The following is a 12666-nucleotide window of genomic DNA, read 5'->3' as shown; positions in this document are numbered from 1 at the left end:
GAGACAACACGACACGCCATCACTGCCGCACGAGAAACGGACTATGCCTGACCAGCAGAAACGCAGCAGTCACGCTCGGAAAGACAACGGCTTCTTACGCGGACCTCCTCCTGGACGGGCTCGCCAAGGCGGACGGCGACTGGGGGCTCGTCATCGCGCCACACCCGGCGCAGGGAGCCGACGCCTTCGCCGCTCTGGTGAAACGGGACGGCGGACCGCCCGTCGCGGTGGCCGATCCCCGGGTCGGTGCGCGAGGCTGCCTCGCAGGCGCTGACGCCCTGGCGAGCGCGTACTCGACGTGCGGGATCGAAGCCGCGCTGCTCGGGGTCCCGGCCCTCGAAATCGGCCCGCCGGGTGAACGCACGCTGGGCCTGGCCGGTCACGGTCTCGCGATCCGCTGCCTTGACGCCGGTGGCGTCGCCGAAGCGCTTTCCGCACTGCGTGAACCGCGTGCGCCCATCCCGCAGACGGCCTTGGACGCGGTGTGCCGGTGGCGCGGCGACAGCGCGGCTCGGATCGCTCGCCTCATCACCGACCGCGCCGCATCCGCCAAAGGGTCGTGCAATTCCATCCACCAAGATGCGGGCGCCTCTGCGTCGCCCCAGGACGAAGGAGCATCCGTCCGATGACACGCCTCACCGCCGACAGCATGGCCGAGCTGTTCTCCGGCGCCGTCACGCTGGCCAAGTCCGGCGAGAAGGTCAGCCCCCGGGGCATGGCCACCCGCGAAGTCCGTGACGTGCACCTGCTGCTCACCCGGCCGCGCGCCCGCCTGCTCTACGCACCGCCGGCCCGAATCGTGAACCCGGCCTTCGCGGTCGCCGAGACGGTTTGGCACCTGTCCGGATCCGACGCCTCGTGGATCTTCGACTACAACGAACGGCTGCGGCAGTTCGCCGACGACGGCGTCCTCCGCGGTGCGTACGGACCCAGGATGCGGAACTGGGCCAGCAAGGTGGACCAACTGGCCCGCGTCGTGGAGATCCTCAGGGAGGACCCCGACTCCCGGCGAGCCCTGATCCAGCTCTACGACCCGGCCCAGGACGCCGCCGGGCACAAGGACGTGCCCTGCACCCTCGGTTTCCGGTTCCACCTGCGTGCCGGCCGCCTGCACATGGCGACCATGATGCGCGGCCAGGACGTGTGGATCGGCATGCCGTACGACGTGTTCTTCTACACCGTGCTGCACGAGCTGGTCGCCGGGTGGCTCGGCGCGGAGCTGGGCGAGTTCCACCTGCACGTCGGCTCGTTGCACATCTACGACCAACACGTCGAGCAGGCCGAGCTACTGACCTCGCTCTCGGCGAGCCCGCCCATGCCCGACCTGCGAACGCCCTGGACGGGCTTCGCCGGCCTGCTCGACCAGGTCGAGGCCCGCGACGTGACCGGCCACCCCGGCTGGGACGCGATGGCCGAGACGCTGCGCAGTTACCGGCTGTGGAAGGACGGCAAACGCGAGCAGGCGGGGCGGGCGGCCGACAGGATCGACGGACCCCTCGGCCAGGCCCTCACCGCCTGGTACGGAGAGCTGAAGCGGCGCTCGACCAAGCGCGCCGCGACGGCCGGGGCAAGGTGACCGCCGCCATGAAGCGCACACCTTCCGTCGTCCTGGGCCTGTGCTCGTACACCCACGACTCGTCGGCCGCCCTTCTCGTGGACGGTGAACTCGTCGGCTTCGTCGAGGAGGAGCGCCTCTCCGAGCAGAAGCACACCAAGCTCTACCCGGCCCGCGCCATCGGGTGGCTGCTTGACCAGGCCAAGCTGAGCGCCGCCGACGTGGACGCCGTCGCCTACAACTTCCAGCCTTCCCGCTACCTCGCCGAGTCGCCCGCCGCCCTGCGCCTGGCGCTCTCGCCGACGACGCGCGACCGGAGCTTGGCCCGTGCCCACGGGTTCGCCAAGGTGGCCGTGCGTACCCGGCAGCGGCTGCGTGTCCTCGGCAGCCAATTCCCGTCTGCCCACGTCACCCCGGTCCTGCACCACCGCGCCCACCAGCTCACCGCCTTCGCCGCCTCCGGCTGGGAGGAAGCCGCCGTGCTCGTGGTCGACAGCCTCGGCGAGCGGCAGACCACCACCATCGCCCGTGGCTACGGCACTCATCGCCCCCGCGCCCGGACCCTGGAAGCGATCAACGACCCGGCCTCCCTGGGATACGTGTACGGCGCTGTCACCGAGCACCTCGGCTGGCGCCGGGGCGATGAGGAAGGCACCGTCATGGCGCTGGCCGCCCTCGGCGCCCCCGCTCGCTTCCGCCACCTGTTCGCGAGGGCCGTCCGCACGACGGCTACGGGCTTCCACATCGATCCCGGCTACTTCCCCACACGCACCCTCACGTCGGGATACCAGAGGACATCGCGGCGGTTCGTCAACGAGACCTGCCCCGAGCGGCACCCGAGCGAACCGCTCACGGACCTCCACCGAGACCTGGCGGCTGCCCTCCAGGAGCGGACCGAGCAGGTGATGGTGCACCTCGCCCGCCGCGCCCGTGTCCTCACCGGCTCCCGACGGCTGTGTGCGGGAGGCGGTGTCGCCGCGAACTGCGTGAGCATCGGGAAGATCATCGAGTCCGGCATCTTCGACGAGGTGTTCGTGCCGCCGGCACCAGGTGACGCCGGAACCGCGATCGGCGCCGCCCTCGCCGTGCACGTCGATCGGGGCAGCCCTCGCCCGGTCGTCGGCATCGCCCGCAGCTGCTACCTCGGCCCCTCCTACGAGGACCAGCCCCTCGACCTGACCCCCTGGCCCGGCCTCCACCAGAAGACCCTGGGCATCGAGACCGCCGAGTTCCTCGCCGACCAGCTCGCCCACGGCACGATCGCCGGACTGTTCCAGGGTGCCGTCGAAGCCGGGCCGCGCGCCCTGGGCAACCGCTCGATCCTCGCCTCCCCGCTGGAGCCCGGCGTCGTGAAGCGCCTGAATGCCACCGTGAAGTTCCGCGAACCGTTTCGGCCCTTCGCCCCCATGGTCCCCGCCGAGCGCGCTGACGAGTTCTTCACGCTCGGCCAGCCGGCGCCGTACATGTCCATGGCCTCCGGGGTGACGGACAAAACGCGCGAGCGTGTGCCGGCCATCGTGCACGCCAATGGCACCTCTCGCCTGCAGACCGTCACCAGGTCACAGAACCCCTTCGTGCACGAGGTCCTGACCGCCTTCGGCCGCCGGACCGGCGTGCCCGTGCTGATCAACACCTCCCTCAACGTCAAGGGAAAGCCGATCTGCGGGACACCCGAGATGGCCCTGGACTGCCTGGCCAACTCCGGACTCGACGCCCTGCTCCTCGAAGGGCGGTGGATCACCAAGTGAAGATCGGATACAGCTTCTGGGGCTTCCTCGGCAACGGGGTCACCGACACCCCGGACGGGGGCCGCAGCCACCGCCGCCCCTTCATCGACGCCCTCAGCACCCGCGGGCACAACATCGTCTTCCTCCAGGCCGACCGCGACCGCCTCGAAGCCGGCGACGACCTCGGCGACGCGTACACCTTCGACGACGGCACCCCCGGCATCGACGTCCTGTTCCTGGAATGGCGCTGGGCGATCCCCGGCCGCAACACCACGGTCTGTGGGACCGAGGGGCATACCTGCGACCTCCACCGTCAGGCCCAGCTCATCAACCACTACACGGTGCGGCAGCGTACGCCCACCGTGATCTGGGACAAGGACCGCACACTGCGGGCCGAGAGCGTGTGGCGACGTTCGGCCCACACCCTCGTCTGCGAGGCCGCGCTCGCCCCGACCCACGGCGCACGCTCCCTACTCTTCCCCGTAGCCGAGGACCTCATCGCCCAGGCGGACCCCGTGGCCCTCGCGGCACAGCGGCGGGACCTCGTGCTCGGCTACGTGGGCAACCAATACGACCGCGACGAGCCCTTCGAGCGCTTCTTCGCCCCGGCCGCCGCCCGCGTCGATCACCTGGTCGCCGGAAAATGGACGAAGACCGACCGCTGGCCGCACGTCCGCTTCGTGGGCCGGATCCCGTTCGAGGCCGCCGTCGGCGTCTACGGCCGGTCTCTGGCCACTGTGCTCATGCTGCCCGAGCGGTACGCAGCCGTCGGGCAGATGACCCAGCGCATCTTCGAGGCCGTGCTCGCAGGGTGCCTGCCGCTGGCCCCGGCGGACATCCGCTTCGCCGACCGGTTCGTCCCGCAGGAGCTGGTCGTGCGCTCCGGCCGAGACGTGCTCGAATGCCTCTCCTACCTCCGCGAGATCGCCGGCACCCAGCAGCACGCCGACCTGATCGCCGCGTGCGTGGACCGTCTGCGCCTGTTCGGCCTGAGCAAGCAGGTCGACACGCTGGAATCCGTCCTGCACGGGCTCGTCGGGACCACCGCGATCGAGCGGGGAGCTGCCTGATGCAGACCGCTCGATCGACCACGGCGCGCGGACCCTCCGGGCGCGTCCCGGAGGATGGGTCCGCCGGACACCCGAACCTCTCTACGCTGGAGCACCATGAAGAAGGTCGCCATCGTCGGCTGCGGAGGCAGCGGCAAATCCCACGTGGCCCGCGAACTGGGCACGATCCTCGACGCCCCGGTCACGCATCTGGACGCCGCGTTCTACGACGACGACTGGAACGCCCTGCCCATGGACAAGTTCACCGAAGTGCAGCGGGAGCTGGTCGCGCAGCCGCGGTGGGTGATCGACGGAAACTACAACTCGACGCTGCAGGTGCGGCTCGAAGCCTGCGACACGGTGGTCCTGATGGACGTGTCGACGGTAGCGGCGCTGTACGGGATCTTCTCCCGGCAGATCCGGCACGGGGCCGGGCACAAGGGCAACGGGGTGCACAACCGCATCCACTGGGGCGTGATCAAGTACGTCGCTACGTACCGGCGCAAGATGCGGCCGCGCGTGATGGCGAAGATCGAGGAGTTCGGCTCCCGCGCCGACGTGGTGCTGCTGGCCAACCGGCGCCAGACGCGCCGCTGGCTGCAGAAGGTGGCCGCCGAGCAGTCCTGAACGGCCCGCGCCCCCGGGGAGGGGGTGCGGCATGAACGAGCCCAACCCGTTCCTGGACCCCGCCCGGCAGCAGGAGCTGTACGGACACGCCTCGCGGCTGGCCGGGCGCACCAGCGCCCTGATGCGCGCCAAGACCGCCGGACACCCCGTGCCCGAGACGATCGTCAGCCTGGTGCAGACCCACCACGCCCGGCCGGACCGGCTCGGCGTGGTGCTCGACATCGGCTGCGGTCGCGGCACGAGCAGCCTCGTCCTTGCCGGGCAGCTCCGGCCACAGCGCGTCGTCGGCCTGGACGCCGCCCCCTCCCTGCTGGCCCATGCCCGCGAGCGCGCCCAGGACCTGGCCGACATCACGGTGGACTTCGTCGAAGGCGACTTCCACGATCTCCCGCTGCCTTCCGGGTCGTGCGACGTTGCCGCCGCCGCGTTCTGCCTCTACCACTCGCAGCACCCCGAGGACGTCATCGCGCAGATCGCCAGGGTCCTCGCCCCCGGGGGCCTGGCCGTGCTCGTCACCAAGGGCCTCGACAGCTATCAGGAGATGGACCAGCTGGTCGCCGCCGCCGGGCTCGATCCACGGGCCGTGCAGCACGACAGCCTTTACACCGCAGCCCACAGCGGCAACCTCGCCGACCTGGCCGCCTCCTCGCTCGACGTGATCGCCGTCCAGGACGAGGAACACGCCTTCACCTTCGACGGCCACGACCACACAGCGCAGTACCTGGCCACCAACCCCAAGTACGAACTCGCGCCCGGCCTGTACGGCAACCCCGGGGCCTTGGCCGCAACCCTGCACGAGTTCCTTCCCGACCAGCCGCTCACCACCAGGTCCCGCATCACCTTCGTCGTCGCCCAGCCGAACGAAGGGCGGCCGACATGAGCCTCACGCCGTTCACCAAGCACTACCCGACACCGGAACGCGCGGCGGGGGCTGTGCGCCACTACCGGTGGATCAACGAGCACGCAAAGCCGCTGCGGCAGCCGGCACTCCACGCCATCGGACCCGACAGCCTGACGTTCGAACGGATCGAGGGCCGCTCCGTACGCCCCGAGGACCTCCCGCGCGTGGCAAAACTGCTGGGCCACGCCCACGGTGCCGCCTGGTCCAGCGACCTGCAGTCCGCGTCGCTGGGCACCCCGCACCGCTTCCAGGACGGCACGGCGTTCGGCGGCTACCTCGACCTCCGGGAGATCGCGCTCCGGCGTCGCCACGAGCAGGGCTACCTGCCGAACAAGGTGACCTTGTACGCGATGCTCGGCCTGCTGGAAGAGACCGCCCAGGGGCCGTTCGCCTTCTACAAGGACAGCAACCCGCGGAACTTCATCATCACCAGCACGCAGGACATCGTCACCGTCGACACCGACGACCTGTCCCTCGCCCCGATGGGATACGACCTCGCCAAGCTCATCGCGACGCTCCACCTGACGTACGGACCGCTCACGGACCAAGCCGTCAACGCTGCCCTGCTCGCGTACAACGCAGCGGCCGGAAGCCACAACGCCCGGCTCGGGACCACAGGCCGCGAACGACTCGGCGACTTCCTGGCTCTGCACGCCGTCCTGAACGCGCCCTACGTCGGGCGCAACGGTTACCGCTACAGCTGGCCGCTCCGCTCCCACCTCCGAGGAGCCTCATGATCATCACTGAACTCGTCTTCGTACGGCACGGCCAGGCCCAGTGCAACGCCGACGGCGTTGTCGGGGGCCCGCGCACCTGCACCGGCCTGACCAACCTCGGGTACGCCCAGGCTGAACAGGCCGCACGCCGCCTGGCTACCGAACACCTGATGAAGCCCTTCGACGTGGTCTTTGCGGGCCCGCGGATCCGTCTTGTCCAGACCGGCGAGATCATCGCCCAGACGCTGCAGATCCCACTGCACCACGACGATCGTCTCGACGGCCCGGTCCACGGCGATGCCGACGGCAAGCCCTGGGATGCGGTGAAGACGGCCGCCAACGGCGGACCGCATGCGCATCCCGACACTCCCTGGGCCGCTGGCTCCGACACCTGGAATGGGTTCCTGGAGCGTGCCAGCAGGAACCTGAACCAGCTCATCGGGGACAACCAGGGGAAGCGCATCGTGTTCGCGGCCCACGGGGAGACGGTTATCACCGCACACACTCTGCTGCTCGGCATCCCGATCGGCTCGCCGGCCGGTTTCACCCACAACCACGCTTCCATCACACGCTGGCAGCACCACCGCAACCGCCTGGGCCAGACCCGCTGGATGCTCGACCGGCACAACGACACCGAGCACCTCAGTCTCCTCACGCCGGAGCCGACTCCGTGATCGCGACATCGGACGACCCCCGGATCCGACTGGCGCACCACTTCCTCGGCGCGGTCGAGGTCGCACCCGGCCCTCTGCTTCCGCCCCGGGCCCTGCGTGTGGTGAGCGGCGACGGGCGTCACTTCGTCGCCAAGCAGCACGCAGAGCGAGACCGGTACGCAGGGGAACTCCACGCCTACCGGGCATGGGTCACCCACCTGACCCGCCACGCGCCGAAGCTGGTCGGCCGTGACGACGCCACCCGCACCCTGCTGCTGACCGCCCTCACAGGCGATCGGGCGGACACCGCTGCCCCGGGATCACCCGAGGAGGAACTGGCCCACCACGAGGCCGGCCACGTCCTCGGCAAGCTCCACCGGGCCACCGCCATGCCCCAGGGCGGCGCCGCCGGCGCAGCGCTCGCCGAGCGCTTCCAGAGCTGGATCGTTCGGGCCGTCCACGCCGACCTGATCGACACGGCCGAGGAGAACCTGCTGAAGCACCACGCGGCCATCCTGGGAAACAGCGGCATGGACAGTGCGGTCTGCCATCTCGACTACCAGCCGCGCAACTGGCTGATAGGCGACACCTTCGGTGTCTGCGACTTCGAGCACATGCGACACGACGCCCGTGTCCGCGACTTCGCACGGCTCGAATTCCGACGCTGGCAAGCCGCATCCCACCTCCGTACGGCTTTCTTCGACGGCTACGGGCGTGCGCTGAACGACACCGAGCGTCGCCTCTTGGAGTCCTTCGGCGCCATCGAGGCGGCCACGGCCCTGGTCAAGGGCCATCAGGAGAACGACCCCACCCTCAGCGAGCACGGCAGAACCGTCCTGTCCCGGCTCACCTGACCTTCCTCTTCGACGACACCTTTCTGGAGATCCCCGTGCCGCAGCACGAGCAGTCCCCGATCACCGCTGCCCCCCGTCGGGCCGTGGTGACCGGCTCCGCCGGATTCATCGGCTCCCACCTCGCACACGCCCTCGTCCGGGCCGGTACCACCGTGATCGGCGTGGACCGCCGAGACCCGTCCACCGACCCTACGGCCGTCGCCAACCTCGCTACGCTGCGGGGGCTCCCGGGATACCACCACGTCATGGCCGACCTCCTCCACTGCGCGATCGACCCTCTCCTGATCGAGGCGGACGTGGTCTTTCACCTCGCCGGAATCCCCGGCGTACGGCCCTCCTGGGGACCGCAGTTCGGCGACTACCTCGCGTCCAACGTGCTGGCCACCCACCGAGTCCTGGAAGCCTGCACCCGCATCAGTGTCCCCCGACTGGTCGTCGCCTCCTCCTCCAGCGTCTACGGTCCGACCGACGGCGGCGCGAGCCTCGAGGCCGACCGTCCGAAACCCGCCTCCCCTTACGCCGTGACCAAACTGGCCGAGGAACAGCTCTGCCTCGCCTACGCCGAGCGCCCCATCGGCCCCAGCGTCGTCGCCCTGCGGTACTTCACCGTCTACGGTCCCCGGCAGCGCGCCGACATGTTCACCCACCGCGCCCTGCACGCCGCCCTGACCGGACAGCCGCTTCGTCTGTACGGAGACGGCCACCAGCGACGCGACTTCACCTACATCGACGACGTGGTCGCCGCCACAATCGCCGCCGTCGTGCCGACCGCCCAGGGTGCCATCAACGTCGGCGGCGGATCGAACGCATCGCTGCTGGACGTGATCAACATCGCCACCAGCCTCACCGGCCGCGACATCCAGCTCCACCAGGACCACGCCCGCAACGGTGACGTCCCCCTCACCCGCGCCGACCCCAGCCGCGCCCGAGAAGTCCTCGGCTGGCAGCCGCGAGTCGACCTCCACCGCGGGCTGCGTGCCCACATGCAGGCGCTGGCCGCCCAGGTTCCGGATTACAGCCGGGCCGCGTAGCCCTGCGGCTCGGAGCCCGAGAGGAGTGGTAATGGAAAGTCCCGAGCGAGCGCGGCTGGACGCCTTCTTCCGGCAGATCACCGCGCAGTTCCCCGCCGGCGAGACGATCACGACGCTGGTCATCACACACCTGCTCCCGGAAAGACCGGCATTCCTGCGCGCTATGGCAGCGGTGTCCACGGTCGGCGCCGTACTGCCCAAGCCCCGGTCGATCCACCAGCCGACCCTCGACGCCGTCCGTCGCACCCTCCCGGTCCACGACTTGACCCGGGAGCGGTTCACCGACGAGACGCAGGCCCTGGACTACCTGGAGACCACGGCCGGTGGCCGGGACGTCGTCATGGTGGACATCGGCGGCTACTTCGCGGCGAGCCTCGACACCCTCGTAAGCAAGTTCTCCGGCAGCATCCTCGGCGTCGTCGAGGACACCGAGAACGGTCACCAGCGGTACGCGGCCCTCGACTCCCTGCCGTGCCCGGTCGTGTCCGTGGCCCGCTCCCCGCTCAAGGACTGCGAAGACCACCTCGTCGGCCGGTCGATCGTCTTCTCCACCGATGCCCTCGTCCGCTCTCGTGGAGACATCCTGACCAGCCGCAACGCATGCGTCATCGGCTTCGGCAAGATCGGCCGCGCCATCGCCCAGACCCTTCGCGCCCAGGACCTGCGCGTCACCGTGTACGACAGCGACCCAGTAAAGCGGGTGCAGGCGCACTCCCTCGGCTTCCGCACCAGTGCGTCCACCACCGAGGCCGTGCGCGACGCGCGACTCGTTCTGTGCGCCACCGGCAATCTCGCCCTTCGGCATGAGGATTTCGCCGCCCTACGGAACGGCGCGTACCTCGGATCAGTGACCTCTTCCGAGGACGAACTCGAACTCGGCAGCCTTCACGACCTCTACGAACGCCACCCAGTCGGCGCCCAGTTGACGCGATACGAGGTCACTGGCCACTACTTCTACGTTCTCGCCGACGGGGGTGCCGTCAACTTCGTGCACGGCGCCGCCGTCGGCGCCTACATCCACCTCGTCCAGGCCGAGATACTCGCCGCCACCGCCGCACTCAGCCACGCCCGCTTCCAGACCGGACTACACGAGATGCCGGCGGCCGACCGCGACACCATCGCCAAAACTTGGCTCCGCCACTTCGAAAGGTGACCCCGATGCCTCCCTCCGTCGACCACGTCCGCTCTGTCACCGAGGCGTACCTCGCCCGCCACCCGGACGAACGTGATTCCCTCACCCTGCTGTTCGCCGTGCTCGCCGCCACGGACGACCCCACGAGCCGCAAGACGTTTCCCGCACACGTGACCTGCAGCGCCATCCTCATCAACGGCGAACGGCGCGTGCTGCATATCGTGCACAAGGCGTCCGGGAAACTGCTGGCGCCCGGCGGGCACAACGAACCGGCTGACCGGCACCTGCGCGACGCCGCCCTGCGCGAACTGCACGAGGAGGCCGGCATCCCGCCCAGCGCCGTCGTCCCCCTCTCCGGCTACGAGGACGTTCCCCTCGACATCGACGTGCACACCATCGACGCGAACCCCTCGAAGGACGAGCCGACCCACCACCACGTGGACTTCCGCTGGGCCTTCCACCTCGGCGCAGAGCACGCGGTGACGCTCCAAGAAGAGGAGGTCGACGGCTACGAATGGCGGCAGTTCGCGAGTGCCGCTTCACTCACCGTCCGCGCCAAGCTCGCCCTGCTCTCCTGAAGTGTCCACTCCGACCCGACCATCAGGAGGGCGCCGTGGCCGCCACCACAGCCCAGCCGACCGGCGCCAAACCGCGCCGGCACATCGCCGTCATTCCCTGCCGCTGGGGTGCTTCGCGCTTCCCCGGCAAACCACTGGCCATCCTCGGCGACAAGCCGCTGCTCTGGCATGTCCACCAGCGCTGCCTGGAGGCCAAACGTCTCGACAGAGCTGTCGTGGCGACCGACGACGAACGCATCGAAGCGGCGTGCCGCCAACTGGGCATCGAGTGCATCCGTACCGGAGAGCACCTCACCGGCACCGATCGCGTCGCGGAGGTCTCCGAGCGCCTGCCGGCCGAGGCGTACATCAACGTCCAGGGCGACGAGCCGTTCATCTCGCCGACCGCCATCGACGACATCTCCGAGGCCCTGGAGTACAGGCCGCCGGGCACGCTCGCCGTAAACGCATATGCCGAGCTGCACGACCCGGGCGCCGTCCTCGACCACGACGTCGTCAAGGTTGTTGTCTCGGCCCAAAGCAAGGCTCTGATGTTCTCGCGCCAGCCCATCCCCTATCCCAAAGGTGACCGCGCGAAGTACCTACGTCAACTGGGTCTGTACGGCTTCACCGGCCCGGCTCTCCAGCACTTCCTACGACTCCAGCAGGGGCCCTTGGAGCGCGCCGAGGGTGTGGAGATGCTGCGCTTCGTCGAGCACGGCCACGCCGTGCAGATGGTCCCTGTCCTGGACGACGGTGTAGCGGTAGACACCCCAGAGGATCTGGCGCGAGCCGAGCGCCTCTTCAACCAGTACGGCGGAGCAGTCCTCACGCGTGGCACCGCAGGGCAGTCGCCTACCGACGAAGAAGACGCCGTCACCTGCAGCGGCGACGTAGAGGTCATCCGCTCCATGGTGCGATGACACCCTCGGCCGTCCCTCTGAGCAGAGATGCCAGGCGCTCGGCCAGCGCGAGCAAGCTCCGGTCCGCATAGGCCGGGCCTACGAACTGCACACCGATCGGGAGGCACTCGGGGTTGCGCGCAAAAGGACCAAGCTGGGCAGACCGACGTGGCTGGGGAGATTGGCCCAGCCGGTCTGGTCGAAGAAGCTCCGTCCGACGCCTTCGACCGTGAGAGAACGGCTCCCGGCTGGGCGGTGCACAACCGCAACAGCCCTCGATCTCGCTGACCGGCTGTTGGAACGGCATCATCGCCCGGCGCATGCGCCGTTGCTGAGGGTACTCATTTGGGTAGTCTGGCAAGTCGGGGCAGGGTGAGCCATCAGGGTCGGGAGGCGTCGGTGGGGCGTGACATGGGGGAGCACTACCAGAATCTCGCCAGCACGTATGACGACAACTGGGTCTACAGTCCAGCCTTCGTGGGGTGGATGTCGGAGCGCATCGCCTCGGCGCTGGAGCTGTCCGCGAACGACCGTATGGCGGATATCGGGTGCGGCACCGGCCTGTTCGCCGGCGGCATAGCGGAGGCTCTCCGCCCGCACCAGCCTGTGTTGTGCGTGGACCCTTCGGCGGCGATGCTCGATCAGCTTCCCTCGTCTCCGGCTCTGTCACCGCTGAGGGCATCGGCCGAGGAGATCGCTGACCAGACGGTGCCCCTGCCCTATGAGCGGCTGGACGCGATGTGGCTGAAGGAGTCGGTGCATCACGTCACCGACCCCGCCACCACCCTCAGGGGATTGGCCCGACTGCTCGCGCCTGGCGGACGGCTGCTGGTGGCGATGTTGCCACCACGATCGACTACCCGCTGTTCGCTGAAGCCCTCAAGCGGTACGAGGAGCTCCAGCCCGACCCCGCTGCCATCGCCCGGCACCTGTCCGATGCGGGGCTTCGGGCCGAGCTGACC

The 12666-nt window shown here is 69.4% G+C and carries 13 protein-coding genes and 1 pseudogene; all 14 read left to right on the top strand.

Features of this window, described 5'->3' with window-relative positions; all coding sequences use genetic code 11:
* Nucleotides 1-629 (top strand): annotated as a pseudogene (locus ACFV9T_RS30675) (hypothetical protein); the annotation flags it as partial.
* Entirely contained in the window at nt 626-1576 is a 951-nt protein-coding gene (locus ACFV9T_RS30670) for a thymidylate synthase (protein ID WP_385445697.1), read from the top strand. The pseudogene ACFV9T_RS30675 and the gene ACFV9T_RS30670, both read left to right, overlap by 4 nt.
* 8 nt (nt 1577-1584) lie before the next feature.
* The gene (locus ACFV9T_RS30665) at nt 1585-3303 is read left to right on the top strand and encodes a carbamoyltransferase (RefSeq protein ID WP_385445696.1); all 1719 of its coding nucleotides are present in this window, start codon (nt 1585-1587) and stop codon (nt 3301-3303) included.
* Entirely contained in the window at nt 3300-4352 is a 1053-nt protein-coding gene (locus tag ACFV9T_RS30660; RefSeq protein WP_385445695.1) for a hypothetical protein, read from the top strand. Before ACFV9T_RS30665 ends, ACFV9T_RS30660 begins: the two co-directional genes overlap by 4 nt.
* Before the next feature lie 96 nt (nt 4353-4448).
* Nucleotides 4449-4958 carry a topology modulation protein gene (locus tag ACFV9T_RS30655; protein WP_385445694.1) on the top strand — a complete coding sequence of 170 codons (510 nt, stop codon included), beginning with the start codon at nt 4449-4451 and terminating at the stop codon, nt 4956-4958.
* A gap of 31 nt (nt 4959-4989) precedes the next feature.
* Nucleotides 4990-5838 carry a class I SAM-dependent methyltransferase gene (locus ACFV9T_RS30650; protein ID WP_385445693.1) on the top strand — a complete coding sequence of 283 codons (849 nt, stop codon included), beginning with the start codon at nt 4990-4992 and terminating at the stop codon, nt 5836-5838.
* Nucleotides 5835-6596, top strand: coding sequence for a phosphotransferase (locus tag ACFV9T_RS30645; RefSeq protein ID WP_385445692.1), 762 nt, complete (start codon nt 5835-5837; stop codon nt 6594-6596). The genes ACFV9T_RS30650 and ACFV9T_RS30645 overlap by 4 nt, the downstream gene beginning before the upstream one ends.
* On the top strand, nt 6593-7249 hold the full coding sequence (locus ACFV9T_RS30640; protein ID WP_385445691.1) for a histidine phosphatase family protein: 657 nt from the start codon (nt 6593-6595) through the stop codon (nt 7247-7249). Before ACFV9T_RS30645 ends, ACFV9T_RS30640 begins: the two co-directional genes overlap by 4 nt.
* Nucleotides 7246-8082, top strand: a complete 837-nt coding sequence (locus ACFV9T_RS30635) for an aminoglycoside phosphotransferase (protein WP_385445690.1) — start codon at nt 7246-7248, stop codon at nt 8080-8082. Before ACFV9T_RS30640 ends, ACFV9T_RS30635 begins: the two co-directional genes overlap by 4 nt.
* Before the next feature lie 35 nt (nt 8083-8117).
* Complete coding sequence (locus tag ACFV9T_RS30630) at nt 8118-9113, top strand: NAD-dependent epimerase/dehydratase family protein (protein WP_385445689.1); 996 nt, start codon at nt 8118-8120, stop codon at nt 9111-9113.
* A 31-nt stretch (nt 9114-9144) separates the two neighbouring features.
* Nucleotides 9145-10266, top strand: a complete 1122-nt coding sequence (locus ACFV9T_RS30625; RefSeq protein ID WP_385445688.1) for an adenosylhomocysteinase — start codon at nt 9145-9147, stop codon at nt 10264-10266.
* A gap of 5 nt (nt 10267-10271) precedes the next feature.
* Nucleotides 10272-10823: an NUDIX hydrolase gene (locus ACFV9T_RS30620; protein ID WP_385445687.1), complete on the top strand. Its 552-nt coding sequence runs from the start codon at nt 10272-10274 to the stop codon at nt 10821-10823.
* Between the two features lie 35 nt (nt 10824-10858).
* Entirely contained in the window at nt 10859-11725 is an 867-nt protein-coding gene (locus tag ACFV9T_RS30615; RefSeq protein ID WP_385445686.1) for a 3-deoxy-manno-octulosonate cytidylyltransferase, read from the top strand.
* Between the two features lie 390 nt (nt 11726-12115).
* The gene (locus ACFV9T_RS30610; RefSeq protein ID WP_385445685.1) at nt 12116-12664 is read left to right on the top strand and encodes a class I SAM-dependent methyltransferase; all 549 of its coding nucleotides are present in this window, start codon (nt 12116-12118) and stop codon (nt 12662-12664) included.
* Nucleotides 12665-12666 lie beyond the last annotated feature (2 nt).

Origin of the sequence: Streptomyces sp. NPDC059850 (assembly GCF_042731515.1) — a bacterium.
Taxonomy (GTDB): Bacteria; Actinomycetota; Actinomycetes; order Streptomycetales; family Streptomycetaceae; genus Streptomyces.
Note: the sequence above shows the minus strand (reverse complement) of the source record. Positions and strands in the feature narration are given on the sequence as shown.

Bases quoted from the DNA above. Each gene is read 5' to 3' on its own strand.
- ACFV9T_RS30665 (WP_385445696.1), top strand. From the start codon at position 1,585: ATGAAGCGCACACCTTCCGTCGTCCTGGGCCTGTGCTCGTACACCCAC.
- ACFV9T_RS30655 (WP_385445694.1), top strand. From the start codon at position 4,449: ATGAAGAAGGTCGCCATCGTCGGCTGCGGAGGCAGCGGCAAATCCCAC.
- ACFV9T_RS30670 (WP_385445697.1), top strand. From the start codon at position 626: ATGACACGCCTCACCGCCGACAGCATGGCCGAGCTGTTCTCCGGCGCC.
- ACFV9T_RS30640 (WP_385445691.1), top strand. From the start codon at position 6,593: ATGATCATCACTGAACTCGTCTTCGTACGGCACGGCCAGGCCCAGTGC.
- ACFV9T_RS30650 (WP_385445693.1), top strand. From the start codon at position 4,990: ATGAACGAGCCCAACCCGTTCCTGGACCCCGCCCGGCAGCAGGAGCTG.
- ACFV9T_RS30645 (WP_385445692.1), top strand. From the start codon at position 5,835: ATGAGCCTCACGCCGTTCACCAAGCACTACCCGACACCGGAACGCGCG.
- ACFV9T_RS30610 (WP_385445685.1), top strand. From the start codon at position 12,116: ATGGGGGAGCACTACCAGAATCTCGCCAGCACGTATGACGACAACTGG.
- ACFV9T_RS30620 (WP_385445687.1), top strand. From the start codon at position 10,272: ATGCCTCCCTCCGTCGACCACGTCCGCTCTGTCACCGAGGCGTACCTC.
- ACFV9T_RS30625 (WP_385445688.1), top strand. From the start codon at position 9,145: ATGGAAAGTCCCGAGCGAGCGCGGCTGGACGCCTTCTTCCGGCAGATC.